The sequence below is a fragment of the uncultured Anaerococcus sp. genome, from assembly GCF_963512375.1.
Taxonomy (GTDB): Bacteria; Bacillota; Clostridia; order Tissierellales; family Peptoniphilaceae; genus Anaerococcus.
Map to the genome: position 1 here is coordinate 24343 of NZ_CAUPMI010000007.1, position 24724 is coordinate 49066.

The following is a 24724-nucleotide window of genomic DNA, read 5'->3' on the forward strand; positions in this document are numbered from 1 at the left end:
AAGTAGTTTGCGTTTTACTTGCAAATGTTTACCGTTTGACTATACCTAACCAATATGAAAATTCAAGCTTTTTTATTTTAGCAAAAATAATATAATTATAGGCGGAAAATAAAAGGAGAATAAATATGAGATTAATTATTACAAATAAGGCAGAAAATCTTGATTTAGACAAGTTGATGGAAGTTTATAAAGAATCTAATTATGAAAATATGATAAGCCTATCTTATGATTGCCTTGATGATTTAGAAAGTGCTTACAAGGAATATTTAAAGAAAGATTTTTTAGAAAATAAAGACAATTACCTAGCCGTATTAGCTAATGGACAATCTTACTTATCAGCCCTAAGGCTTCATAGGGGAGATGGTGGATATTTAATAGAAGCTATCGAAACAAAGCCTGAATTTAGAAATTTAGGATATGGGTTAAGCCTTCTTTTCCTTGTTAGAAAGAGGATTCCAGAAGGTTTTTATTTAAGATCTGAAGTTAGTGAGAAAAATATAAAGTCTCTTGGTCTCCATAAAAAATTGGCCTTTGATGAGAAGGAAAAAATTGGAAATACTATTATATTTATTAGCAAGGGGCAAAGAAAAAAGAAAGCCAAATAGAAAACAGATTAGGGAAACACTTTCGTAGGAAACTTTATTTTTGTTAAGAAAAAAATTATGGTTTATGGAGAGTATCTAATATTAGATCGCATCTATATTTTCTGTTTTCTATGGCTTTCTTTGTATGGAAACTATAAGTTGTATTTATTTTTTAATTTATGCTCATTTCTTGTTAGCCTGGTAGATTGCACCTAGGCCATAGCCAAGACCTAAGCATATAATAAAGGCTGGTACCATACCATCTTTGAGGGATAGACTTGCAAATAAACCAAGCATAGATCCTAGCTGCAGGCCTATAAGCTTGTAGTTTTTGGTAGCGTTTTCTTGGATATTAAACATAATTAGTCCTTTCTCATTTTCTATATCTATCGATTTATCATGATATCTTGCTCTTGCAAATATTATACCATAAAGATTTAACTTTATCAAGATAATGTATTATCCAAGTTCTAAAAAATTAAATTTTTATCAATTTTTTACAAACAAACCCCTAAATTTAACTATTTTCTTTTGGTAAAAATAATATTTTTATAAAATCAAGTAAAATTTTCAAAGAAAAAACCAGTAGTTTCCTACTGGTCATTAATTGTAGATTTTATGATGAAATTGAAACTGATTTAGCCACGCCATTTTCTACAAATATTATTAGGCCAAGGCCTGATTCTTTTACTTCTTCAAAATATTTTACAAATTCATCCCTTGTCATTTCTTTAGCTGGTGCCATACCGCCAACAGCTTCAAAAACAGTCTCATCATCTATGACAAATTTTTGGTCTTCCTTATTTTCGATTTCTTTTGCATTTTCATAGTCGGCTGGATCTTTATAATAGTCAAAAGATCCTGATACTATAAGCTTGTCATCTTCGATTTTTGCAGCATAAGATGTAGCGCTTATATAGTCATCGCCCTTTCCTTTTAGGCTGGCAATAAGGCTTGTAGAATACTTGCCATCTTCTGTAAGGGCATCTTCATCCTTTGTTTCGTCCTTAGCCTTGGCAGGTGCGTCTGCCTTCTTGTCTGTATTTTTATCTTCTTTTTTCATATCGTTTTTCTTAACTTCTATAGTTTCTTTTTTGATATTTTCATCATCTTTATCTGTATCTTCTGTAGGCACTTTAGCATCTTGATCATCAGAGGCTGGTTTATTATCACTTGCCTTGTTTTCTACATTCATATCTTCACTTGCACCTTCGCTTGCAACAGCTTCAGCTTCTGTAATTTCACTTGTTTGTGGTTTAGTATCATCACAAGCTACTAGGGCTAGTGCCATCATTGAAATTATTACTGGTTTTAAAAGTTTATTTTTCATATTCCACCTCACTATTATTATACCCTAAATGTAATTTTAAAAACTTAAAATTTATGTAAGAATCAATTAAAATGGGTATCTATATAACAAGTGAGCATGACAATTAGGAAAATGTTTTTATTAGAATGCCAAGATATTTAATTTTGATAAAAATTATCATGATGTTTTATCAAAGCTTGAAAGATGACACTATTCTTTTAGTTATCTTGGGAAAATTTGCTTTTCACTCAAACAAATTTATAAGATATTTGACATAAAAAATATACTTGACAAAACGTTTTCTTAATATTATAATTGACTCATAAGGATAATAATGTAAGGAGGATTATATGCTTTTTAAAACAACAGAACAACACGAAGAGCTTAGAAAAAAAGTTAGAGCTTTCGCAGAAGAAAAGGTAAAACCAATAGCCTTCGACCTCGATCAAAATAACCAATTTCCTGATGATATAGTTAAGGAAATGGGTGAAATGGGCCTTATGGGTATACCATATCCAAAAGAATATGGTGGAGCAGGCCTTGATGTTACCTCTTACGCTATAACAGTAGAAGAATTATCTAGAGTAGACGGTGGTGTGGGCGTTATTTGCTCAGCACATACTTCTTTAGGTAGCTGGCCAATCTTTGGTTTTGGTACAGAAGAACAAAAACAAAAATACTTAGTTCCACTTGCAAAAGGTGAAAAAATCGGTGCTTTCGGTCTAACAGAAGAAAACGCTGGTTCAGATGCTGGTGGTACAGAAACAACAGCAGTTCTTGATGGAGATTACTATATCCTAAATGGTAAGAAAATCTTCATCACAAATGCACCAAAAGCTGACATATATGTAGTATTTGCAGTTACTACACCAGGTATTGGTACACATGGTATCTCTGCTTTCATAGTAGAAAAAGAATTTGAAGGATTCACCTTCTCAGACCACTATGATAAACTAGGTATCAGATCATCTTCAACAGCAGAACTTCATTTTGACAATGTAAAAGTTCCAAAAGAAAACTTACTTGGTAAAGAAGGCCAAGGATTTAAGATAGCTATGGCTACCCTAGACGGTGGTAGAATCGGTATAGCTTCTCAAGCCCTAGGTATCGGCCAAGGAGCATATGAATCCGCACTTGCTTATGCAAAAGAACGTGAACAATTTGGTATGCCAATAGCTCACCTACAAAGAAATACATTCAAACTTGCTGATATGGCAACATACTTACGTGCAGCAAGACTAATGATCTATTCTGCAGCAGAATTAAAAGAAAATCACGAAAGATATTCTGCAGAAGCAGCAATGGCTAAACAAGTAGCATCAGACCTTGCAATGAAGATAACAACAGAAGCTATCCAACTATACGGTGGTTCAGGTTATATCAAGGGTGTAGATGTAGAAAGATTCTTCAGAGATGCTAAGATAACACAAATCTACGAAGGAACCAATGAAATCATGAGAGTAGTAGTTGGTGCTAGTACAGTAGGTCGTGCTCCAAAGATGAAGAGAGCAGGCTCTGCTGCTAAATCAGGCCCAATCGCAGGCGTTCGTAAAGGCGAAATCTTCGAAGGAGACCCAAAAGAAGCAGTTAAAAACCTAGTAGCAGCCCTTAAAAAAGACGGCTACGACTTTACAATAGGCATCGACCCAATGACACCAATTGGCGAAGCACAAAGAGTAGTAGTAGCAGGCCGTGGTATAGGTGAAAAGAAAAACATGAAGCTAATAGAAGACTTAGCTTACCAAGCAGGAGCAGCTATATCATCATCTAGACCAGTAGCAGAAACATTAAAATACGTACCACTAGATAGATACATTGGTATGTCTGGACAAAGCTTCAGAGGCAACCTATACATCGGTGTAGGTGTATCAGGAGCAGGCCAACACTTAAAAGGCATGAAAGATGCATCAACAATAGTAGCAATCAACAACAGCAAAAACGCTCCAATCTTCAATAACTGTGACTACGGTATAGTAGGCGATGCAATGGAAATCCTTCCACTATTAATCAAAGAACTTGATAATGGAAAAGAAAAGAAACCAGCACCACCACAACCAAAAATCAAAAGAAGTAAACCAAGAAAAATGGCTCCAAAAGAAGACGTTTATCTAGACCTAGGTTCAGGATATGAATACGACCCAGAAGTAGGCGATCCAAGCCAAGGAATAGAACCAGGAACACCATTTGACAAACTACCTGACAGCTGGGTAAGCCCAGTATCTGGCGAAGCAAAAGAAGAATTCATCAAAATGGAATTCCCAGAAGATAGAAAGTAGTAGGAGGAAATAATGTATACAGTTAGAAAAGTAACAGATGATTTATATTATGTAGGTGGCGATGATAGAAGACTTGCCTTATTTGAAAATATATTTCCAATTCCTGAAGGCGTATCCTATAACTCCTACCTATTAATGGATGAAAAAACAGTCCTAATTGATGCAGTAGACTGGGCAATTACAAGAGAATACATGGTAAACGTAGCAAGAGTACTAGACGGAAGAGACCTAGATTACTTAATCGTTCACCACATGGAACCAGACCACTGTTCATCAATAGAATTGATGCTACAAAGATATCCAAACCTAAAGATAATTTCTTCTGAAAAAGGAGTTATGTTCATGAGACAATTTGGTTATCATGTAGACGATAGATACATCGAAGTAAAAGAAGGCGACACAGTAAGCTTTGGTAAACACGAATTCACCTTCGTAGAAGCACCAATGGTACACTGGCCAGAAGTATTAATGTCATATGACTCATACGACAAAGTCCTATTCTCAGCAGATGCCTTCGGATCATTTATAGCAAACAACGGTAGACTATTTGCAGACGAAGTAAACTGGGATAGAGACTACCTAGACGAAGGACGTAGATACTACACAAACATCGTAGGAAAATATGGTACATTCGTACAAAAAGCCCTAGCAAAAGCAGGTGGCCTAGATCTCAAATACATCTGCCCACTACACGGCCTAGTATGGAGAGACAACTTCGGCTACATCATCGACAAATACGTACACTGGGCAACCTACGAACCAGAAGAAGAAGGTGTCCTAATCGTATATGCATCAATGTATGGTAACACAGAATTTGCAGCCCAAGCCTTAGCAAGCAAGCTATGTGAAAGAGGCATGACCAACATCTCCCTAAGAGACGTATCAAGCACTCACGTATCAACCCTAATAGCAGAAAGCTTCAAATACTCAAACATAGTCCTAGCATCAGTAACCTACAACCTAGGAATCTATCCAGTAATGCTCAACTACCTAGAAGACATGAAAGCTCTAAACCTACAAAACAGAGCAATCTCAATCATAGGTAACGGAACATGGGCTCCACAAGCAGCAGAAAAAATGGAAAAATTCATAGACGAAGAACTAAGACTAATGGACGTCCTACCAGAAAGCTTAGACATAGTATCATCACTAAAGAAAGCAAAAGAACCAGACATGGATGCCATAGTAGAAGGAATCTTCGACTCAATGAAGAAGAGAAGAGAAGAAAAAGCAAAAGCAGCTTCACAAAAGAAGGGCAAAAAATAAATAAAAATCTAAAGGCGAGGATTTCCTCGCCTTTTTGCGTGGAAATTTTTTCAAGCCTACTTATAGGAAATTGAAAGAAGGCTTGAAAAAATGAATCTGCTCCTTATAATGGTAAAAAGTAGAAGATATCAATTACAATTTAAAATTAATAGTGATAAGTCAATATAAAATCATTTTAAAATCATAAATAGGAGAAAAAATGAAATTAAGATCACAAGAATCTAGAAAAGTAGCACCTGAGCTTGACCCCTTAAGAATCGGCATGGGCTGGGAGGTGGAAGACCTATCTAAGGCTCAAATCTACATAGGGTCAACCTTTGGAGATTCCCATCCTGGTTCAGCCCATTTAGATAGCTTGGTTGAAATAGCTAGGAAGGAAATTTACGATAAAGGTGGATTTGGGTCAAGATATTATTACACAGACATGTGCGATGGGCAAAGTCAAGGCACAGATGGGATAAATTATTCTCTAGTAAGTAGGGAAATGATTGCAAATATGATAGAAATCCAAGCAAGTGCCTTACAGTTTGACTCTGCAATTTTTGTGGCATCTTGCGATAAGGGAGCGCCCGGATCTTTGATGGGCATGCTAAGGGTAGACTTGCCAGGACTATTTCTTCCTGGTGGAGTCATGGCGGCAGGGCCAGAAATGCTAACCCTAGAGCAACTTGGCATGTATTCTGCCCAATATGAAAGAGGAGAAATTACAGAAGAAAAATTAAACTGGGCCAAGCACAAGGCCTGCCCATCTTGTGGGGCCTGCTCTTTCATAGGCACAGCTACAACCATGCAAATAATGGCAGAAGCCTTAGGTCTTGCCCTACCAGGAAGTGCAGTCTTACCTGCCCTAGGAGATGATATTAAAAAATACGCTCAAATGGCAGGGGCTAGAGCCTTTGAAATAGCAGGCGATGAGTCTATGAAGCCATCTAATATTTTAACAAAGAAAAGCTTTGAAAATGCCATCCTAATCCACGCAGCCATATCAGGATCAACCAATGCCATGATCCACCTTCCAGCCATAGCCCACGAACTAGGTATAGAAATAGATGGGGATGACTTTGACAGAATTCACAGAAAGGTAAACTTCCTATTAAATATAAGGCCAGCTGGCAAATGGCCTGCAGAATTATTTTATTACGCAGGAGGCCTTCCAGCTGTGATGAAAGACTGTTATGACCTACTAAATCTAGATGAGATGACCATAACAGGCAAAACAATCAGGCAAAATCTAAAAGATTTAGAAAGAGATGGATATTTTGAAAAATGCCAAGACCTTCTTGATAAATTCAATGAGAAGTTTAAGCTAAATATCAAAAAAGAAGACATAATATTTCCTTATAACAAAGCAATAAGTGTGGGTGGGTCAGTAGCAGTTCTAAAGGGCAACCTAGCCCCAGAAGGAGCGGTCATAAAGCATACAGCTTGTCCTAAAGAGATGTTTGTGGCAGAACTTATCGCAAGGCCCTTTGATAGCGAAGAAGAATGCCTAAAAGCAGTATTAAATAAAGAAATTAATAAGGGAGAAGCCGTATTTATTAGACATGAAGGCCCAGTTGGAAGTGGCATGCCAGAGATGTTTTATACATCAGAAGCGATCTCTTCAGATAAGGACCTTGGAGCATCAATCGCCCTAATAACAGATGGTAGATTTTCTGGAGCATCAACAGGACCAGTAATAGGTCATGTAAGCCCAGAAGCAGCCAAAGGAGGCCCTATTGGCCTAGTAGAAGATGGAGATATAATCGAAATAAATATCCCTGAAAGAAGGCTAAATATAATAGGAATAAATAGGCAAAGATGCAGTAAGGAAGAAGTAGAAAAGGTCTTAGAAGAAAGAAGAAAAAATTATAAAAAAAGAAAGCCAAAATACAAGAGAGGAGCCATCAAAATTTTGATGGAACATTCAGTAAGCCCGATGAAGGGTGCTTATTTGGAATTTGATGATTAGGAATTTTCAAATACTTACAAAACTTGTAATTAAATTTTTTCTGATTTCATGGTATTATTTAATAAACAAAAATGAGGAGGATATTATGAAAAAAATATTCAAAATCCTTGCCCTAATTTTAATATTAACAGCCTGCAACTCTCAAGGCAAAGTCAAAAATCCAGCCACCCAGGAATATATAGTAGGAACAGGCAATATAAAGGGCAATGTAGATGTAGATAAATATTTGAAAATAGATCAGAGATTTGAAATAGGGGCAGATAAAAACGGAATGGCAGTATTTAAGGATCCTCACAAAGCCTACCAGGCCCTCACAGAAAAATACACAGATGGCATAAATCTAATCCAAAAAGAATTTGACCTAGAAGATTTAAGCGAAACAACCTACCAAGCCTACAAAATTTACGGCGGGCAAGTAGAAACAGGGACTCCAGAAGAAAAGGACCAAGCAAATTTTGTATCGAGATTCTTTGATATTTATGAAAATAGTTTTGAGTAATATTTTTATGAAATTTATGTTTTAATCTATGTAAAATATATGAAAATATAATATTTTAAAAAAATGACCTCTAAGTCAAGTTGTAGAGGTCATTTTATGATTTTGAAAAAAATATTTTCCAAAAATCATCTATGTTAGATGATTTTATAGATTTTAAAATCCTAGTGTCATCATTTAGAAAATCGCTAAGATATTTATAAAAATTTTCAATAGTGGATCTTTTTACTTTATCATTTAAATTTAGTAAAAAGACTATATTTACTGGTTTTCCCTCCCAATCAATCTCGCTTGTGCTAATATATAAACCCAGGAAATTATAATCTATTACTTGATTTAGAGGATGAGGAATAGCGACTCTATTTTCTAGGCCTGTACTAGCAAATTCTTCTCTTCTCATTAATTCTCTAAGAAAAATTTCCTTATCAATTATAACATCAATTTTATCGACCATTTCTTTAAGGAGTTCTTCTCTAGTGAATTTGTTGGATTTGTTAGGATTAAAGAAAATATTATTAGCAAAAAGATCTTTTATTTCTTGGATGGATTCTTCGCTCTTTAAAGCCATGAGAATCTTATCTACATCTTTTTTATATAGATAAGCACTTACCTCTATTATTGGGACCTCAGTTTTAAGTTTTATGGGAATTGTTGAAACTATTAAATCGTATGAACTTAAATCCATGCTTATTGCCATTAGATAATCACTTGTATCCAGTATATTTATATATTTTGAAAATTCATGCATAAATCTATACTTTAGCACTCTTGCTGTAGCTCTACCACTAGCACAAATTAGAAGTATGTTCTTTTTGTTTAGATTATCCCTTAGCTTAGCTAAGGAAGCGCTGAAGTGTAAGGCTATGTAACCAAGCTCATCTGGGTTTATATTAATTTTGTAAATATCGTTAATATAGGATGCACAGAGTTTTGCACATTCCATAGCTATGTGATCTCTTTTTATATCATCTAAGAGAGGGTTTTTAAGTTTGATACCGTATTTAATTCTCTTAATCATTGGTGTTAGGTGAATAGTGAGTGATGATTTTAAATCGGTATCGTTTGATAAGTCAATAGAGAGGGTGTTTCTAATTGCCATTAAGGATCGTTCAATGATTTGTTCAATGTTTTCGTTATATTCTGATGGAATATAGGAATCTATTTTACTAAGGAGATTTATATATAAATATTCAATTTCTTTATTGTCAAGCTTTACATTAAAAAGTTTTTCTGATTCTTTTGCTATACTTAGGCTCAATTTATATATTGATGAATATTTTTCATAAATTGGTTCATTTTTATTATCATTAGATATTAAAAATCCTATATTCACTCTTGAAATTGATATTATTAAATAGTTAATAAAGTTATTGTATTTAACGAGGTTTGTATCGAATCCATATTCCTTAAATTTATTTAGGACAAAGGAACTTATTTGATTAGTTCTATAAGTGCTTATTTTACTAACTTCTTGTAAGATGTTACTATTAAATTTAGAACTTTCTTCTATATATTTTACAATAAAAGATCTTACATCTATCTCTTGCGCTTCTATCTTCATTCCATAATGAGGTTTAGAAATTATATTTATGTTGTTTTCAGATAGAATTTCTCTAACAATTTTCAAATCTTGGTTTAATTGAGACCTGCTTATATATAATAAGTCTAGAAACTCATCAGATTTAAAATAAGATTTTTCTTTTACTAAGGTTAAAATTATTTGATTAACTCTATATTCTTGATTGTTAAGATCATCGTTAAAGGCATAATTAGGCCATTCTTCTTTGACAAACCTATAGAATTTATTTTTATCACTTAATATAAATCTATAACCAACACCTGATTTGGATTCAATACGTGCTCCGTTATTTTTTAAAAGTAAGTTTAATTCTTTGATATCTTCCCTAATCGTTTTACTAGAATATCCGACAATTTTAGAAATATCGTTTGCAGTATAAGCTTTAAAATCATCGGTAAGGATTTCAAATATCTTTTTAATTCTATTTTCTTTCATTTCCATCCTCTCTTTAGATATAAATAGCTCATTTAATCCTATTATATCATCTTTATAACTATTTATAATTTACATTTCTTCCACAAGTCTACTTAACTTGTGGAAGAAATGAATAAGGACAAATATAAGTATTTGATATATGATATAAGCAACAGGAAAAGGTATTCTTAATCAGATATCATTTTTCAAAAAGTAATATAAGGGGGCGATATTTTAGAAATGAAAAAATATGAAGGGAGGTATTTATGTGTCTTATATTGAAAAATCAAATATCATATACAATCTAGAGGCTAAAAATAAGTATGAAGCTATTAAAGCTCTAGCAAAGAAATTAGATGATAACGGTTATTTAAATGATTTTGATGTATTTTTAGAAGATGTAATTGAAAGAGAAAACCAAATAACTACAGGAGTTGGTAATGGGATTGCTATACCACATGGAAAAAGCAAGGCTATAAAAAAATCAGCTATAGCAATGGCAACTTTAATCAATCCCATTAACTGGGAAAGCCTAGATGGTGAAGAAACAAAATATGTTTTTTTATTGGCCATAAAGGATGGAGATGGAACAGAACATTTAAGGGTTTTAGCTAACTTATCAGCTAAATTGATGGATGATGCTTATATATCATCCATAAAAGAATCAAAAAGTTTAGATCAATTATACGAAGCAATTAATATTTAGGGGGTAATAAATGAAAATAGTAGCAGTAAGTGCATGTATAGCAGGAATAGCTCATACTTATATGGCTAAGGCTAATCTTGAAAAGTTTGCAAAAGAATTAGGTCACGAAATAAAAGTTGAGACCCAAGGAGCAATGGGATTTGAAGATAAGTTATCTGAAGATGACATTAATCAAGCAGATGTAGTGATTTTTGCTGTTGATACAGTAGTTAGTGAAAAAGATAGATTTGATGGTAAAAAAATTTATGAATTCGGAACTAATGAAGTAATAAAAGATGGTAAATCAGTTATCGAGAAGGCAACAGGTGAAATTTAATTATTAGGGGGAAGTTTTATGAAAAATAAAGGTAAGGAAATTTTAAGGCATTTACAGACTGGCGTTTCTTATTTGATTCCACTTTTAACGGCGGCAGGTTTGTTGACATCAATTGCTGTAATTTTTGGTGGTTTAAGCGTTTGGGATGAAACAGAAACATTCTGGGGAGTTCTCAGAATGATTGGACAAACAGGTTTGAATTTTATTGTTCCTATGATTTCAGCTTTTATAGCTTTTTCAATAGCTGATAGACCGGGTTTAGCACCAGGATTTGTTACTGGTATTATAGCTTACAATATGGGAACAGGATTCTTAGGCGGAATGATTACCGGTTTACTATGTGGTTATCTAGCACAAGAATTAAAGAAAATTCCTATTCCAGCTAGAGTTCAAACTCTTAAAGTTTTATTTATTATCCCTATAATTACAACCTTCGTAACAGGTTTGCTTTTATGGTATGTAATAGGTACTCCAATTTCAATGATGACAGAAGGGGTTTCTAATTGGTTAAATGGACTCTCTGGTGTAAATAATGCTATTTTAGCAGCTGTAATCGGTGCAATGATGGCTTTTGATATGGGTGGTCCTATAAATAAAATAGCCTATGCTTTTGGAATGGCAGCATTTACTGATGGAAACTACGCTATAAGTACAGCTATGCTTATTGCAATAGGCCTACCTCCATTTGGTATGTTCTTAGCTACTCTTTTAGCACCAAAACTTTATTCTGATTCTGAAAAAGAAAATGCAAAATCCGCTATAGTAATGGGAATTGTAGGAATTACAGAAGGTACAATACCATTTGCTGTTGCAGATCCGCTTAGAGTTATACCAAGTATAATGATTGGTACTGCTATATCAAGTAGTATGAATGCTGTATTTGGAATTACTCATGCCACAACAATGGCAACGTTCTTTGCGATTCCATTTGTTAACAATATACCTTTATACCTAGTATCTATAGCAGCTGGCGGTATTGCCACAGCTCTAATAGTTAATTTCTTAAAAGGTAGAAGTAAAAAGAAGGAAGCTTAATGAAAAAAATACACTTAGTAAATCATACTCATTGGGATAGAGAGTGGTATTTTACTCTCCAAGATTCACTGGTATTAAGCGATATAGTTTTTTCGAAAGTTATAAATGAACTAGAAAACAATCCAAATATGAAATTTGAGATAGATGGTCAAGCGTCTGTAGTTGAAGAATATTTAAGATGTAATCCTAACGATATAGGAAGGGTTAAGAAGTTAATAGAGAATAAACAATTGTTCATCGGACCATGGTATACACAAACTGATTGTTTATTAGTTACTGATGAATCAATTTTAAAAAACCTATTGATTGGTATTAGGGAAGCGAATAAAATGGGTGGATCATCTATGTGTGGGTATTTGCCAGATACTTTTGGCTTTAATGCCCAACTTCCTACTCTATTAAACCATGCTGGAATAAACAATTTTTTCTCATGGAGAGGAATTGACTATGGCGTTAATGTTGATGCACCGTATTATATTTGGAAGGGACTTAGCGGTAAAAAAGTTGTTGGAGCAAGCTTCCCATATGGATATTCTATTGGCGCAATTTTTAAAAAAGATTATGAAAATCCAGATTATTTTGCAAATACAAGAATAAAAAATCACGTGGATTTCATATGTCAGTGGAAAAATTTTAATAATATTTTAATGCCTGTAGGTGGAGATCAAAAAAATATTACACCGAATTTTGAGGAATATGTAGAAAAATTAAATGAACTATCTGATTATGAAATATTAATAAGCGATTATCAAACTTTTGCAGATGATTTAATTGAAGAGGATTCTTTAGTTGAATATGAAGGAGACTTAAGAGCTCCGAGATTTTCTAGAATCCACCGTACAATTGGTGGAATAAGAATGCCTCTAAAATTAGAGAATTTTGACATTGAGCAAAAAATGATAAGAAGAATTGAGCCTTTAGCAGTAATAGCAAAAAGTTTAGGTATACATTTATCAACTGAAATAATAGTTGAAATTTGGAAAAAAGTTCTTCAAAACCATGCTCACGATAGCATTGGTGGATGTGTATCTGATGATGTTACAAAAGATATTTTGCAAAGGATAAAAGAAGCAAATGAATTAGCAGATGGCGTTGAAAATTATATTAAAAAATATATATCAGAATCATTAAAGTTAGAATATAACGAAATATTAGTATTTAATACTGATCCTTATCCTTTTGAAGGTTATAAAGAGATAGAATTTATAAGCAAAGAGGAAAATATAAGATTTTTAAATCATGGAAAATCAATCCTTATAGATAAAGAGTATGTACCAGGTAGAAACAATATAAAATTATGGAACTCTGATGGTGACACATATATCAATGAAGACGGATATTATAAAATAAAAGCTAAAATCTATTGTAAATTACCAGCTATGGGCTACGAAGTAATTAGCTTTGAAGAGTCAGATACAGGTTTAGATAATCTTCGAAAAATGACAGGTGAGAATTATATTGAAAACAGTAAATATAGATTTGAATTCAATGATGGATCTATAGACATGATTTGTGAATCAAATGTATATAAAGATTTTATTAGGTTAAAAGATATGGGAAATGGAGGAGACACATATGACTTCTCGCCTATATCAGAAGATAAAGAGATAATATTATCTTGGGAAAACTTTGAAGTTTATGAATATGATGATTATAAGATCATGGTGGTTAGAGGAAGTGAGAAACTTCCGAAAAATCTAGAAAATAGATTAAGTAATAACGAAATGGAAGAAGTTTCTTATGAGCTAAAAATCACCTTGATAGAAGGCGAAAATGCCGAGTTTAACTTAGTTTTCGACAATATTATATATTCTCATAGACTAAGATTATCTGTTAATACAAATAGCGATGCTGGCAATTCTTATTCTCAAATTCAAAATGGATTCTATGAATATGATAATAAAATCATTGATGAAGACTGGAAAAATGTTTATGAAGAAAAACCAGTGAATATATACAATATGGATAAATCTGTATCTTGTACTAACGAAGAGCAAACACTAACTATATTTACTAATGGTTTGAAAGAATACGAAAAAAACGAGAATAGAATTGACATAACATTATTATCAACCACTAATCAACTTGGAAAACCAAATTTATTGTGGAGACCAGGAAGGGCTTCAGGGGATACAACAAATGCTGGTCACATCATGATGCCAACCCCATTAGCAGAAGAAATAGGATTAATTGAGTATAAGTTTGGCATTTTAGTAAATGATGGACCAATAGATGAGGAGTTAATATCAAAAGAAAGTGCGTTAAGGCTGTCACAAGATATAAGCTACCAAAAACAAGAACTAAATAAATTTATAAATAGATTAGATAATAAAATATGGTATGATTTTGAGTATTTAGAACTGCCAAGAGAGTATTCACTATTTGAAAATAAAGATAATGTATTAGTGACTTCAATATATCCTGCCTTTACAAATGATGGTGGTTTTGTAATAAGATATTCTAACCCAACAAATAAAGATAAGAATCTTAGGTTCGAAGGACTAGGTGATTGGGAAATAAAATATCTAGATGCGGCAGAAAACGAAATAGAAACAGATTCAATAATTAGAGCTTATGACTATAAGACGATTTCTATATCTAAAAGAGTTTGATAAAAATCAATCTGATAAATAGTTTATAATCAATTAAGATCTCTAGAAATAAAAATAAGCAAAAACCAGAGCTAAAGTATTATAAGCTCTGGTTTTGTATTGGTAGAATTTTTAGAATAAATCAAGGATTTACATTATCTTCTTATTGATAGCATTAACAGTAATTTCCTTGCCATCTTTTAATTCAAATTTGTATTTTTCGCCTTCGCCGTCGTTATAGAGTTTCCATTCTTCTATTTCTCCGCCGCCGTTTGATTCTAGGGCTATGTGCATGGCTTCTTCTGGTGGGATGGCCTTGCCTAGGTCTACTGGGTTTTCCTTATCGGCTTCCTTTTCCATTTCAGCTTCTGTTGTTTCTGCTGAGTTGGCATTTACCTTTAGCTTATATTCATCTCCATTTTTTTCGCCTTCAAAGGTATAGTAAGCTTCGCCATCTTCAACTTCATAGCTTACCTCTGTAAGATTGTAAGGAGCACCACCCACGTGGTTTTCAAATTTGTAGCTTGCAGCCTTTAGGGTTACCTTGTTATCTGGCATGACCATTTCAGCTGTAGTTTTTTCTTTATTGTCATCTGCTTGATCAGTAGCTTGTTCTTTATTATCGTCAGCAGGAGCTTCTGCTTTTTCTTCAACTTTAGTTTCTTCTTTGGTATCAGCTTTTTCACCATTGCATCCAGCAAAAACAAAACTTGTTGCTAGAAGTAGAGCTAGTATTTTTTTATTCATATTTTCCCCCTTATAAAAGCTTTGAACATTAGTATTATACCAAAAGGCCTATGTTTTACAAATTATAGAGTTTAATGTCTATTCTATATCAAAAGCTTTTTAGACTTGATAAATCAATTAAATTGTAGCAGGATTTTTTAGTCTATTTTATTATCTCTCCCGTTGACCCGTTGATTTTTATATCTCTGCCTTCTGCTATATTTATGTAGTAAACTGCCTTTTTATCTTCGATTTTTAACTCGTATCCCTTTACCCAAGCGCCTTTACTTTGCTTCTCTAGGGCCTTTTCCATTGCATCAACGCCAGAAATAATATTTTTGAAGTCTAGGGCGAGTTTTTTATTGTTAGTGTCTTTTTCGATTTTTTCTTCTAGGATTTGGGCATTGTCATCGATTTTTAGCTTATATATCTTTCCGTTTTTAAATCCCTCAATATTTAGGATGAAAAGCTCATTGGTAAATTCCATTTTTATTTTATCTATATTTATTGAATCCATGTCTGCCTCACCAAAGTTGTGGTTGTGGAATATTTTTAGGGCGTCATCTAAGCTTTTTGCAAAATCTGGGACAGGTTTCTTTTTTATTTTGGAAATTTTCGTATTTTTATTTTCAACTTGCCTTATACCTGTTTCACTATTTTCCTTATTTGTATTATAACATCCCGTTAGCAAGAAAACAAAGGCTAATAAACCTATTAACACTTTTTTATTCATCTATATCTCCATAAGAATCTCTTTGTTATTGAGATTATACTAAATAGCTTTGCCTTATCAATTTTTATTGGTTTGCTTTGATTTTAGCGAAAAAATAGACCCATTTGGGCCTATTAATTTTAGAATTTAGTCTCTTTTTATTATGTCGCCTGTTGTGGCGTCAATTTTTACGTCCTTGCCATTATCTAGCTCTATGTCGTAGACTACCTTGCCGTCTTCAATTTTTAGTTCATATTCTTTGACTTTAACATCTTCAGCTTGGCCTTCTAGGGATTTTTCCCAGGCGTCCTCACCAGAAATTATCTTAGTAAAATCTATGGCAAGTTTTTTATTATCGTCATCATCTTCGATTTTTTCTTCTAAAATTTTGCCATTGTTGTTTATCTTAAGCTTGTATTCCTTGCCGTCTTTAAAGCCTTCAATGCTATAGATTATATCCTTATCTAAGATTTCTACCTTAATTTTATCGAAATTAAAAGAATCAGCTGATGCATCTCCGAAATTGTGTTCGTGGAAAATTTTGACTGCGTCTTCCATATTCATGGCCACTTCAGGAGCTTTTTCTTTATCTGTGTCATCAGTTTTTTTGTCATCGTCAGAAACTTCTTTTACACCAGTATTTGTATCTTCGACCTGGCTTGTTTCTTGTTTAGGTTTTTCTGCAGGTTTTACTTCTTTATTACCACAGGCTCCTAAAATAAGGCTTGCTAAAAGAATTAGGCTTAAATTTTTGATTTTCATATCTTACTCCTCTTATATAATATCAGCTCAAAAAAGGAATTCCTGTTTTCTTAAATATATTATACCAGAGATTAGAAAAGTTCAATATTTCTTACAAAAGTTTTAAGATTTGTAAGTATGATAATAAAAAAATAGACCCGAAGGCCTATTTTAAAATTATTTAATTATTTCGCCAGTAGCTGCGTCGATTCTTACATCTTCTGCGTTTTCTAGGTCTATGTCATAGACTGCCTTGCCATTTTCTACTTCTAGTTCATATCCTTCGATATAAACATTTTCAGCTTGGCCTTCTAGGGCCTTTTCCATGGCTTCTTTGCCTGTGATTATAGCTTTTCTATCTATAGCCATTACCTTTGTGTCATCTTCTGCTTCTGTTTTTTCGCTGATGACTTCTAGAGTATTAGCATCTAAAACAGCCTCGTACTCTTGGCCATCTTTAAAACCCTTTACGCCATAGCAATATTTGCCATTTTCTTCGTCAAGCTCTGCACTTGTTAGCTCTATTGCCTCATCTTTATAGTGGGCATAAAAAGCGTCGATTGCTTCTTCTAGTGTTTTTTCTGTGGTTGGGATTGGTTCTTTTGCAGCTGTGTTTGCATCGTTTGATACTTCCTTTACTGCATCATTATTTTCTGCCACTTGGCTTTCTTCTTGTTTTACTTCTTTTGCTCCATCATTAGCTGGCTTTGCAGCTTGATTTCCACAAGCACTAAGGGCTAGGCCTGCTGCTAGGATCATTATTAATTTTTTATTTTTCATTTTTTCTCCTTAATATTAATCTCTTTCTAATTTACATTATACTCTAAAATTAATAATTTCAATCTTTTTCTTTAAAAAAATACTTTATATTGAAGTCGAGTTTAACTTTTTGAAAATGTTATTTACATTTAAGCATGAAATGTATATATTTATTTTTGAAGTAGAATCATAGGTAAAGATTGAAAAAATTACTTAGGGAGGTGGTTTTATCAATAGGTATTCAAAGATTACTGATAAGACTAAAAGGGAGATTGTTCTTTTAAAGGCTAGGCCTTGCAAGTGGGGCAGGTGTGCCTTTTGTGATTATATAGATGATAATGAAGTCGATGAAAAAGCGATTGATGAGGTTAATTTTGAGGTTTTAAAAAATGTGACCGGAGAGTATGGGGTCCTTGAAGTAATCGATTCAGCTTCGGTTTTTGACCTGACTGATGCTACTCTTGCGGAGATTAAGAGGATTGTAGATGAGAAAAATATCAAGCACTTGTTTTTTGAGGCTCATTGGATTTATAGGCATAGGCTAGATGAGATTAGAGATTATTTTAAAATTCCTATTACCTTTAAGACTGGCGTTGAGACTTTTGACAATGACTTTAGGGAAAAGGTCCTAAGAAAGGGTGCTACCTTTACAGATTATAGACAGGTTAAGAAATATTTTGATTCTCCTTGTGTGATGGTTGGAATTAAGGGCCAGACTAAGGAGATGATTGATAGGGATATGGAAATAATTAAGGAATTTTCCCATGCTACTGTCAATATTTTCATGAATAATTCCACACCCATAAAGAGGGATGAAGACCTGGTTAGCTGGTTTGTCGAAAAATACAGGTATCTAGAAGATGATCCAAAGGTTGATATTTTATTTGAAATCACAGATTTCGGTGTGGGTTGATTAAAATTTATTCAAATTGGGTTGTTGGCAGGTAAATAGTCTTTGGGCTAGATTTTACTTGTGGCATCCCATTTTTATTTGCAAAACTTTATCTAAATTTAACAAGGATTTGATATAATTATTGTAGAAAGTTAGGAGGATTTATGAAGGTTCTTATTGTTGAAGATGAACTCGACTTGCTTGATTCTATTGCCGAAGGCCTCAATCTTTTGGGCTATGCTACTGATAAGGCAAGTGATGGAGATACTGCCATTGATATGGCTTATGTGGAAAATTATGATATCATCATCCTTGATGTGAATTTGCCTGTTAAGGATGGTTTTGAGGTTTTAAAATCTATTAGGTCTTTTGATAAGGAAGTTGCTATAATCATGCTTACAGCCCGTTCTGATATAGAAGATAGGGTGGCAGGACTTGACCTTGGGGCAAGTGATTATATGACCAAGCCCTTTGCCCTTAAGGAGCTTGATGCTAGGATGAGAAGCCAGCTTAGACGCAAGCAAGTCCACACAGAAAGTGAAATTGCCATAGCAGGCTTAATTTTTGATACGGCCAAGAGAGAGGCTTCCTATCAGGGTCAAGTAATTAGCCTAACTAGTAAGGAAACAGGTATTTTGGAATATTTATTCTTAAATTCTGAACGCTTTGTTCCAACCGAGGAGCTTATAGAGCATGTTTGGGACTCTAATGTGGATGAATTTTCAAATTCAGTCAGGGTTCATATGTCATCTTTGAGGAAGAAAATCAAGAAGGTTTGCGGGAAAAATCTGATTGAAAATGTGATAGGCAGGGGCTATCGTATCCATGAAACAGAAGTTTTATGATTCGATAATTTTTAAGCTCATCGCATCTGTCGTGATAATTTTTGCGCTTATGCTCCTTGTGGTTATGTATCTTGTAAACCGCAAGCAGTCCATGGTCATAGATGCTGTGATGGAGGAATTTCAGACCAATCTTCCCTTTAGGGACCATTCGGTGGTCCTATTTGTGGATTCGTCCAAACTCCAATTCACCAGCGATTTTAAAATCTATCTTTTCTTCATAATCACCGGTGTGATTATAGTTGGGTCCTTTGTTTTTGCCCTAATTATCAGGAAAATCTTGGCACCCCTTAAAAACCTCCAGGAAAAGATAAGCGATGTGGATATAGATAAGCCAGAAAGCTTTGAAAATCTGGCCCTAGTTGATTCTAAATCGACAGAGATTGTCGAGCTTTCTCAAAGTTTTGACAAGATGCTTAGGAAAATTTACGCAGATTACAAAAGGCAGAAGGATTTTTCTTCAAATGTAGCCCACGAACTGAGGACTCCAATTGCTGTTATGAAAAGCCAGCTTGATGTCTACAAGCAAAAAATCCACACAGAAGACTCTATGAAGATGGTGAGGGTCCTTGAACACAATGTAGACAAGTTAAATGGCCTTGTCGATGCGATTTTATCCTTGAGGAAGAAGTCTCAGCTTAAGCTAAGCAAGTTTTCCCTAGAGAGCTTGGTCGATGAGATAATCCTTGACTTAGAGGATAAGGCAAGTGATAAAAAGGTCAGCCTTGCCTATGAGAATTTAGACCTAGATATAATAAGCGATGACTCCCTCATGCAGAGGCTCCTTTACAATATTATTGATAATGCCATCAAATATAATAAGGAAGGCGGTTCTGTTAAGGTCAGCGGGGAAGAATCGGGCGATGAGATAAGGATTTTGGTTAAGGATACAGGCATTGGCATAAGCGATTCTGATAAGGCTAGGATTTTTGATCTTTTTTATCAAGTCGATAATTCTAGGGGAAGCGAGGGTTATGGCATTGGCCTTTCCCTTTCAAAAACTATAGCTGATATGCTAAGGGCAGATATTGATATCAAGGAAAACGAGCCTTGCGGGTCAATATTTATTATAAAAATCCCTAAGTCTTTATCATAACTTAACAAGGTCTATGTTATCATGATTAAGGAAGGTGAGAAATGAAAAAATATAAAAAATCATTGGCCATCTTAGCCCTAAGCCTGGCCTTCATTGGCTACGGGCTTTATAGAAAAGAGGCCGACACAGTCTTTATGAAGGCAATTAACTTATGTTTGGAGTGTATAGGAATTGGATAGAGTAAAAAACACAAAGAGAATAATAATTCAAGCCCTATCAACCCTAGCTCACAACTTCCACTTACCCAACTTCCTAAAGGGAAAGATTTACCAGGGTCCTGGCAAGAAAATTTGCCTGCCAGGCCTTAACTGCTATTCCTGCCCAGGTGCTGCAGGTTCTTGTCCTATAGGAAGTCTACAAGCTGTAATTGGCTCAGCCAAGTACAGGGTCTCCTTTTATGTGATGGGCCTTATGATGTTTTTTGGTGTCATGGTCGGTAGGCTTATATGTGGGTTCTTATGTCCTTTCGGATTTTTCCAAGACCTATTTTATAAGATACCAACAAAGAAATTTTCCACCAAAAAACTAAAGGTCCTAAGATCAGTCAAATACATAATCCTAACTAGCCTATTAATTTTTGTAGGCTTTGCCTTGAAGGGAAAATACGAAGTGGTTCCCCCTTATTTCTGTAAATATATTTGTCCCCAAGGCATAATGGAAGCAGCCCTTCCCCTAGCAAGCAGAAATGCCAACTTAAGGATGGCCCTAGGCCCATTATTTAGGATGAAATTTGTAATATTAATCATTACAATAATCTTATCAATCATATATTTTAGACCATTTTGTAAGTGGATTTGCCCACTTGGAGCCTTTTATTCTTTATTTAATAAGTTCTCATTTTATCAATTAGAACTAAGCAAGGATAAGTGCATAAATTGTGGCAAGTGTGCTAGAGTTTGTAAGATGGATGTGGATATAAGACAGTCAACCAGTCACTTAGAATGTATCAGATGTGGCGATTGCCTAAAGGCTTGTCCAACAAAGGCAATCACAAGCGAATTTTTAAATATTAAAAAGAAAGAGGAAAAAGATGAAAAATAATATCAAAAAAGGCCTAGGAGCCCTAGCCCTAGTTCTAGTACTTGCAGGATGTGGATCAAACGCACCAAAGGAAGAAGCTAAAGATAAGGGAGCTGAACAAGCTCAAGAAATGGAAGTTCCAGAAGGAAAAATGCCAGAAGGCGCCCAAATAACAAAAGATACAACTACAAAAATTGAAGATGTAGACCCAAGCCAAAGACCATCAAATCTTGGCAAATTTGAAGCAACAGATCAAGAAGGTAAGAAATTTACCAACGAAGATCTAGGAAAATATGATGCAACAGTCATCAACCTATGGTTTACAGGCTGTTCTGCTTGTATACAAGAAATGCCAGAGCTAAATAAACTAGCTGATGAATTCAAAAAGGATGAAAAAGTAAACTTCGTAACCCTCTGCACAGACAGCGAATACGATGACTCAACAAAGGCAGCCTATAAGAGAATAATCGAAGAAAACAAGCCAACTTACCAGGCCCTAGGAGTAAAACAAGAAGGCGACATCAAAAAATTCATCGACAATATCTTTGCCTACCCAACAACAATAGTAGTAGATAAAAATGGCAATGTCATAGGAGATGATGTAGTAGGAGCCATCACAAGCAAGGACCAACAAGAAAAATTGATGAAAAACATCGAAGCTGCTAAAGAAGCAAGCAATAAATAAAAACCTAACCCCTTAATAAATAACTTTTTTCCCGGCAAGAGCCGGGATTTTTTTGCCTAAAGATGGCTTTATTTGATATAATAAACTTATGTAAGATGAATTTATTAAGTTAATTTTTGCAAGTGAAAATTTTTAAGGAAGGTAATGTTTAAGAATAAAATGAAAAAGAAATTTTTAGTCGCAAGTTTATTGTTATCAAGCATTCTTAGCGTAAATACTGCCCTTGCAGCAGAAGATATTGTTTATTACGATGATTCAAATCTAGATGCCCTTCTTGAAGAATATCAGACAGGCACTAGTGGGGAAACAGAAAAGGCTCCAGCTCCACAGGAAGAAGTGGCCACCAGGGAAGATGTCTATTATAAGAATCCTGACGGGACCCTTGCCAAGGGTCTGACAGATACAGGCGAGGTCCGCAAATATTTTGACAAGGAAACTGGCCAGATGGTCAAAAATACTCAGATTGCTAGCGAAAATATCCACGTAGATAAAAATGGCGAAGCCCACTACATAGGTTGGGATTATTTTAATGGAAAACTCGGCTACTACCAACCTGAAACAGGCTTTGTCAAGGGCCTAAAAGAAATAAATGGCAAGCTTTATGGCTTTGATGAAGATGGAGCCCTTATTCGCAGCAGAAACAAGGTTTTTGATGGGCAAAATTATTATTTTAATAAATTTGGCGAAGGCAAGAAGACAAATGGTAAGTATGCCAGGGGTTGGGTTGGAGATAGGTATTATTTTGAAGATGGTTCTCCTGCCTCAGGCCTTGTCACAATCGGAAATTACAAATATTTTTTCAATGACTCTGATAAGAGGATGCTTAGAAATACCAGGGTGACCTTTGACCATAAATCCTACTGGCTTGATAGGAATGGCCGTGCAAGCTTTATAAAGGATATAACCTACAAAAAGCTAAATCCAGGAACTCATGGCCAGTTTGAACCGGGATTTTCACAAGATTTGGGCAGGAAGACCCCATACTTTAACCAAAATGACAAGAGATGGGAGAAGACTGCCTATGCCACAAGCAATATGTCTGACCTAGGTTGCGGGCCAACAGCCATGTCCATGGTCCTAGCAAGGAAATTTAAGTCAGATAATATTTACCCAACCAATATGCTAGATGTGGCTAATAATTATTCATCATCAGGCGGAACTTATTGGCAATATTTCACCCAAGGATCTGAGGCCTATGGTCTAAAGACCTACGAGGTTCCTGTCCATGAACAGGCCTTTATCCAAGCCCTTAAGAAAAATCCAATCGTGGTGAGGGTAGGCCCAGGCCACTTTATTTTCTGCGGCCACTTCCTAGTCATAGACTCCTATAAGGATGGATATTTTTATATAAATGACCCAAATTATTCAAAAAGAAACACCTTGGACAAGCACCCTTGGTCAAGGCTTAGAAAAGAAGTAACAGTAGCTTGGGAGATCAAATGAAAAAGAAATTATTTTTAATAAGTCTGGCCTTATCAGGCTTGTTGACTATAAATACAGCCTTTGCGGCAGATATTGTCTATTATGATGATACAGACTTAGATGTCATCCTTGAAGAATTAAAGGAAAACCAGGGCATAAGCGATGAGAAAATTCGTAAAGAAGCCCCAAAAGAAGAAGAGCCAACAAGAGAAGACATCTACCACAAAAATCCTGACGGGAGCCTTGCCAAGGGCCTGACAGATACAGGCGAAGTCCGCAGGTATTTTGATAAAAAGACCGGCCAAATGATCAAAAATATGACAATTGCAAGCGAAAATATCCATGTGGATAAGGCTGGCGAAGCCCATTATATAGGTTGGGATTATTTCAATGGCAAGCTCGGCTACTATGACCCTCAAACAGGCTACGCCAAGGGCCTAAAGACCATTGGCAATATCACCTATGGTTTTGATGAAAATGGGGCGATTTTTAGAAAGCAAAATAGGATCTTTAATGGGCAAAATTATTATTTTAATAAATTTGGCGAAGCTACTAAGACCGATGGCAAGTATGCCAGAGGCTGGGTTGGGGATAGGTACTTTTTTGAAGATGGCAAGCCTGCTGAGGGCCTGGTAGAAATTTCCGGCAAAAAATACGCCTTCCACGAAAGAAGCCTAAGATTACTTAGAAATACAGAGAAGGTCTTTAATCATAAGCTTTACAAGATAAATGATAGGGGCGAGGCCATTTACCAATACGATGTTGCCCATTCCAACCTTACTAGGGGAACAAATGGCGAATTTAAGCCGGGCTTTTCCCAAAATCTCATGAGAAAGACTCCTTATTTTTACCAGAAAGATGGGCGTTGGGCAGGCAGGGCCTATGCAACAGGTACCATGGGAGCTTTTGGTTGTGGACCAACAGCCATGGCCATGGTCCTAAATAGAAAGCTTAATACCAACGATATCTACCCAACCAACACCATGGCAGTAGCCCGTGACTACTCATCTTGGGATGGGACTGATTGGCAATATTTCATAGAAGGAATCGAAGCCTACGGCCTTAAATCCTACGACATACCAGTCCAAAAAGACGCCTTCGTCCAGGCCCTTAAAAATAATCCTATAGTTGTAAGGGTAGGGGCAGGATCCTTTATAAATGCAGGCCACTACATGGTTGTAGATTCCTACCAAAAGGACCATTTCCTCATAAACGACCCTTATAATATGAGAAGAAATACCCTTGATAATATACCATGGAGGAGACTAAGGGACGAAGTGACAGTGGCCTGGGAGATAAAATAAAA

24 protein-coding genes are annotated in these 24724 nt (G+C 35.0%); 17 read left to right on the top strand and 7 right to left on the bottom strand.

Features of this window, described 5'->3' with window-relative positions; all coding sequences use genetic code 11:
• Positions 1 to 125: 125 nt before the first annotated feature.
• Positions 126 to 605: a GNAT family N-acetyltransferase gene (locus tag RRB46_RS04390; RefSeq protein WP_311537658.1), complete on the top strand. Its 480-nt coding sequence runs from the start codon at positions 126 to 128 to the stop codon at positions 603 to 605.
• A 162-nt stretch (positions 606 to 767) separates the two neighbouring features.
• Here the strand turns inward: RRB46_RS04390 and RRB46_RS04395 are convergent, their stop codons facing one another.
• Both RRB46_RS04395 and RRB46_RS04400 read right to left on the bottom strand, forming a co-directional pair.
• Complete coding sequence (locus tag RRB46_RS04395; protein ID WP_311537659.1) at positions 768 to 944, bottom strand: hypothetical protein; 177 nt, start codon at positions 942 to 944, stop codon at positions 768 to 770.
• 256 nt (positions 945 to 1200) lie between these two features.
• Complete coding sequence (locus RRB46_RS04400; RefSeq protein WP_311537660.1) at positions 1201 to 1914, bottom strand: hypothetical protein; 714 nt, start codon at positions 1912 to 1914, stop codon at positions 1201 to 1203.
• A gap of 329 nt (positions 1915 to 2243) precedes the next feature.
• On the opposite strand from RRB46_RS04400, the gene RRB46_RS04405 reads away from it, so the two are divergent.
• The 4 genes from RRB46_RS04405 (at position 2244) to RRB46_RS04420 (ending at position 7885) form a co-directional block, all read left to right on the top strand.
• Positions 2244 to 4169 carry an acyl-CoA dehydrogenase family protein gene (locus tag RRB46_RS04405; protein WP_311537661.1) on the top strand — a complete coding sequence of 642 codons (1926 nt, stop codon included), beginning with the start codon at positions 2244 to 2246 and terminating at the stop codon, positions 4167 to 4169.
• Positions 4170 to 4181: 12 nt separating this feature from the next.
• Complete coding sequence (locus RRB46_RS04410) at positions 4182 to 5435, top strand: FprA family A-type flavoprotein (RefSeq protein WP_311537662.1); 1254 nt, start codon at positions 4182 to 4184, stop codon at positions 5433 to 5435.
• Positions 5436 to 5634: 199 nt separating this feature from the next.
• On the top strand, positions 5635 to 7386 hold the full coding sequence (ilvD, locus tag RRB46_RS04415) for a dihydroxy-acid dehydratase (protein ID WP_311537663.1): 1752 nt from the start codon (positions 5635 to 5637) through the stop codon (positions 7384 to 7386).
• Between the two features lie 85 nt (positions 7387 to 7471).
• Entirely contained in the window at positions 7472 to 7885 is a 414-nt protein-coding gene (locus tag RRB46_RS04420) for a hypothetical protein (protein ID WP_311537664.1), read from the top strand.
• A 94-nt stretch (positions 7886 to 7979) separates the two neighbouring features.
• Here the strand turns inward: RRB46_RS04420 and RRB46_RS04425 are convergent, their stop codons facing one another.
• Positions 7980 to 9896, bottom strand: a complete 1917-nt coding sequence (locus RRB46_RS04425) for a BglG family transcription antiterminator (protein ID WP_296129252.1) — start codon at positions 9894 to 9896, stop codon at positions 7980 to 7982.
• 247 nt (positions 9897 to 10143) lie between these two features.
• Between RRB46_RS04425 and RRB46_RS04430 the strand changes: the two genes are divergently transcribed.
• The 4 genes from RRB46_RS04430 to RRB46_RS04445 are packed head-to-tail and all read left to right on the top strand — an operon-like array spanning position 10144 to position 14544.
• The gene (locus RRB46_RS04430; protein WP_311375882.1) at positions 10144 to 10581 is read left to right on the top strand and encodes a fructose PTS transporter subunit IIA; all 438 of its coding nucleotides are present in this window, start codon (positions 10144 to 10146) and stop codon (positions 10579 to 10581) included.
• Positions 10582 to 10591: 10 nt separating this feature from the next.
• Positions 10592 to 10897, top strand: coding sequence for a PTS fructose transporter subunit IIB (locus tag RRB46_RS04435; RefSeq protein ID WP_296129248.1), 306 nt, complete (start codon positions 10592 to 10594; stop codon positions 10895 to 10897).
• Positions 10898 to 10915: 18 nt separating this feature from the next.
• Entirely contained in the window at positions 10916 to 11932 is a 1017-nt protein-coding gene (locus RRB46_RS04440; RefSeq protein ID WP_296129246.1) for a PTS fructose transporter subunit IIC, read from the top strand.
• A complete protein-coding gene (locus RRB46_RS04445) occupies positions 11932 to 14544 on the top strand; it encodes a glycoside hydrolase family 38 C-terminal domain-containing protein (protein WP_311537665.1) in 2613 nt (870 codons plus the stop codon). The genes RRB46_RS04440 and RRB46_RS04445 overlap by 1 nt, the downstream gene beginning before the upstream one ends.
• Positions 14545 to 14673: 129 nt before the next feature.
• On the opposite strand, the gene RRB46_RS04450 is transcribed toward RRB46_RS04445, so the two are convergent.
• The 4 genes from RRB46_RS04450 to RRB46_RS04465 all read right to left on the bottom strand — a co-directional run bounded on the left by RRB46_RS04450 (position 14674) and on the right by RRB46_RS04465 (position 17482).
• Positions 14674 to 15270, bottom strand: a complete 597-nt coding sequence (locus RRB46_RS04450) for a PepSY domain-containing protein (protein WP_311537666.1) — start codon at positions 15268 to 15270, stop codon at positions 14674 to 14676.
• Positions 15271 to 15412: 142 nt separating this feature from the next.
• Complete coding sequence (locus tag RRB46_RS04455; protein ID WP_311537667.1) at positions 15413 to 15982, bottom strand: PepSY domain-containing protein; 570 nt, start codon at positions 15980 to 15982, stop codon at positions 15413 to 15415.
• Positions 15983 to 16108: 126 nt separating this feature from the next.
• Entirely contained in the window at positions 16109 to 16723 is a 615-nt protein-coding gene (locus RRB46_RS04460; RefSeq protein WP_296129234.1) for a PepSY domain-containing protein, read from the bottom strand.
• Between the two features lie 156 nt (positions 16724 to 16879).
• On the bottom strand, positions 16880 to 17482 hold the full coding sequence (locus tag RRB46_RS04465) for a PepSY domain-containing protein (RefSeq protein WP_296129231.1): 603 nt from the start codon (positions 17480 to 17482) through the stop codon (positions 16880 to 16882).
• A 370-nt stretch (positions 17483 to 17852) separates the two neighbouring features.
• Between RRB46_RS04465 and RRB46_RS04470 the strand changes: the two genes are divergently transcribed.
• The 8 genes from RRB46_RS04470 (at position 17853) to RRB46_RS04505 (ending at position 24722) form a co-directional block, all read left to right on the top strand.
• Complete coding sequence (locus RRB46_RS04470; RefSeq protein WP_311537668.1) at positions 17853 to 18374, top strand: radical SAM protein; 522 nt, start codon at positions 17853 to 17855, stop codon at positions 18372 to 18374.
• A gap of 143 nt (positions 18375 to 18517) precedes the next feature.
• The gene (locus RRB46_RS04475; RefSeq protein WP_296129225.1) at positions 18518 to 19198 is read left to right on the top strand and encodes a response regulator transcription factor; all 681 of its coding nucleotides are present in this window, start codon (positions 18518 to 18520) and stop codon (positions 19196 to 19198) included.
• Positions 19179 to 20291 carry a HAMP domain-containing sensor histidine kinase gene (locus RRB46_RS04480; protein WP_296129223.1) on the top strand — a complete coding sequence of 371 codons (1113 nt, stop codon included), beginning with the start codon at positions 19179 to 19181 and terminating at the stop codon, positions 20289 to 20291. Before RRB46_RS04475 ends, RRB46_RS04480 begins: the two co-directional genes overlap by 20 nt.
• Before the next feature lie 41 nt (positions 20292 to 20332).
• Positions 20333 to 20470: a CD1871A family CXXC motif-containing protein gene (locus RRB46_RS04485; protein ID WP_199792195.1), complete on the top strand. Its 138-nt coding sequence runs from the start codon at positions 20333 to 20335 to the stop codon at positions 20468 to 20470.
• Positions 20463 to 21332, top strand: coding sequence for a 4Fe-4S binding protein (locus tag RRB46_RS04490; RefSeq protein ID WP_311537669.1), 870 nt, complete (start codon positions 20463 to 20465; stop codon positions 21330 to 21332). Before RRB46_RS04485 ends, RRB46_RS04490 begins: the two co-directional genes overlap by 8 nt.
• Positions 21322 to 21996, top strand: a complete 675-nt coding sequence (locus RRB46_RS04495; protein WP_311537670.1) for a TlpA disulfide reductase family protein — start codon at positions 21322 to 21324, stop codon at positions 21994 to 21996. Before RRB46_RS04490 ends, RRB46_RS04495 begins: the two co-directional genes overlap by 11 nt.
• Before the next feature lie 144 nt (positions 21997 to 22140).
• Positions 22141 to 23439, top strand: a complete 1299-nt coding sequence (locus RRB46_RS04500) for a C39 family peptidase (protein ID WP_311537671.1) — start codon at positions 22141 to 22143, stop codon at positions 23437 to 23439.
• Positions 23436 to 24722: a C39 family peptidase gene (locus RRB46_RS04505; protein ID WP_311537672.1), complete on the top strand. Its 1287-nt coding sequence runs from the start codon at positions 23436 to 23438 to the stop codon at positions 24720 to 24722. The genes RRB46_RS04500 and RRB46_RS04505 overlap by 4 nt, the downstream gene beginning before the upstream one ends.
• Positions 24723 to 24724 lie beyond the last annotated feature (2 nt).

Coding starts and splice junctions, on each gene's coding strand:
- RRB46_RS04475 (WP_296129225.1), top strand. CDS start 18,518: ATGAAGGTTCTTATTGTTGAAGATGAACTCGACTTGCTTGATTCTATT.
- RRB46_RS04420 (WP_311537664.1), top strand. CDS start 7,472: ATGAAAAAAATATTCAAAATCCTTGCCCTAATTTTAATATTAACAGCC.
- RRB46_RS04455 (WP_311537667.1), bottom strand. CDS start 15,982: ATGAATAAAAAAGTGTTAATAGGTTTATTAGCCTTTGTTTTCTTGCTA.
- RRB46_RS04485 (WP_199792195.1), top strand. CDS start 20,333: ATGAAAAAATATAAAAAATCATTGGCCATCTTAGCCCTAAGCCTGGCC.
- RRB46_RS04395 (WP_311537659.1), bottom strand. CDS start 944: ATGTTTAATATCCAAGAAAACGCTACCAAAAACTACAAGCTTATAGGC.
- RRB46_RS04495 (WP_311537670.1), top strand. CDS start 21,322: ATGAAAAATAATATCAAAAAAGGCCTAGGAGCCCTAGCCCTAGTTCTA.
- RRB46_RS04460 (WP_296129234.1), bottom strand. CDS start 16,723: ATGAAAATCAAAAATTTAAGCCTAATTCTTTTAGCAAGCCTTATTTTA.
- RRB46_RS04405 (WP_311537661.1), top strand. CDS start 2,244: ATGCTTTTTAAAACAACAGAACAACACGAAGAGCTTAGAAAAAAAGTT.
- RRB46_RS04445 (WP_311537665.1), top strand. CDS start 11,932: ATGAAAAAAATACACTTAGTAAATCATACTCATTGGGATAGAGAGTGG.
- RRB46_RS04410 (WP_311537662.1), top strand. CDS start 4,182: ATGTATACAGTTAGAAAAGTAACAGATGATTTATATTATGTAGGTGGC.
- RRB46_RS04465 (WP_296129231.1), bottom strand. CDS start 17,482: ATGAAAAATAAAAAATTAATAATGATCCTAGCAGCAGGCCTAGCCCTT.
- RRB46_RS04480 (WP_296129223.1), top strand. CDS start 19,179: ATGAAACAGAAGTTTTATGATTCGATAATTTTTAAGCTCATCGCATCT.
- RRB46_RS04500 (WP_311537671.1), top strand. CDS start 22,141: ATGTTTAAGAATAAAATGAAAAAGAAATTTTTAGTCGCAAGTTTATTG.
- RRB46_RS04390 (WP_311537658.1), top strand. CDS start 126: ATGAGATTAATTATTACAAATAAGGCAGAAAATCTTGATTTAGACAAG.
- RRB46_RS04435 (WP_296129248.1), top strand. CDS start 10,592: ATGAAAATAGTAGCAGTAAGTGCATGTATAGCAGGAATAGCTCATACT.
- RRB46_RS04505 (WP_311537672.1), top strand. CDS start 23,436: ATGAAAAAGAAATTATTTTTAATAAGTCTGGCCTTATCAGGCTTGTTG.
- RRB46_RS04425 (WP_296129252.1), bottom strand. CDS start 9,896: ATGAAAGAAAATAGAATTAAAAAGATATTTGAAATCCTTACCGATGAT.
- RRB46_RS04440 (WP_296129246.1), top strand. CDS start 10,916: ATGAAAAATAAAGGTAAGGAAATTTTAAGGCATTTACAGACTGGCGTT.
- RRB46_RS04450 (WP_311537666.1), bottom strand. CDS start 15,270: ATGAATAAAAAAATACTAGCTCTACTTCTAGCAACAAGTTTTGTTTTT.
- RRB46_RS04400 (WP_311537660.1), bottom strand. CDS start 1,914: ATGAAAAATAAACTTTTAAAACCAGTAATAATTTCAATGATGGCACTA.
- ilvD (WP_311537663.1), top strand. CDS start 5,635: ATGAAATTAAGATCACAAGAATCTAGAAAAGTAGCACCTGAGCTTGAC.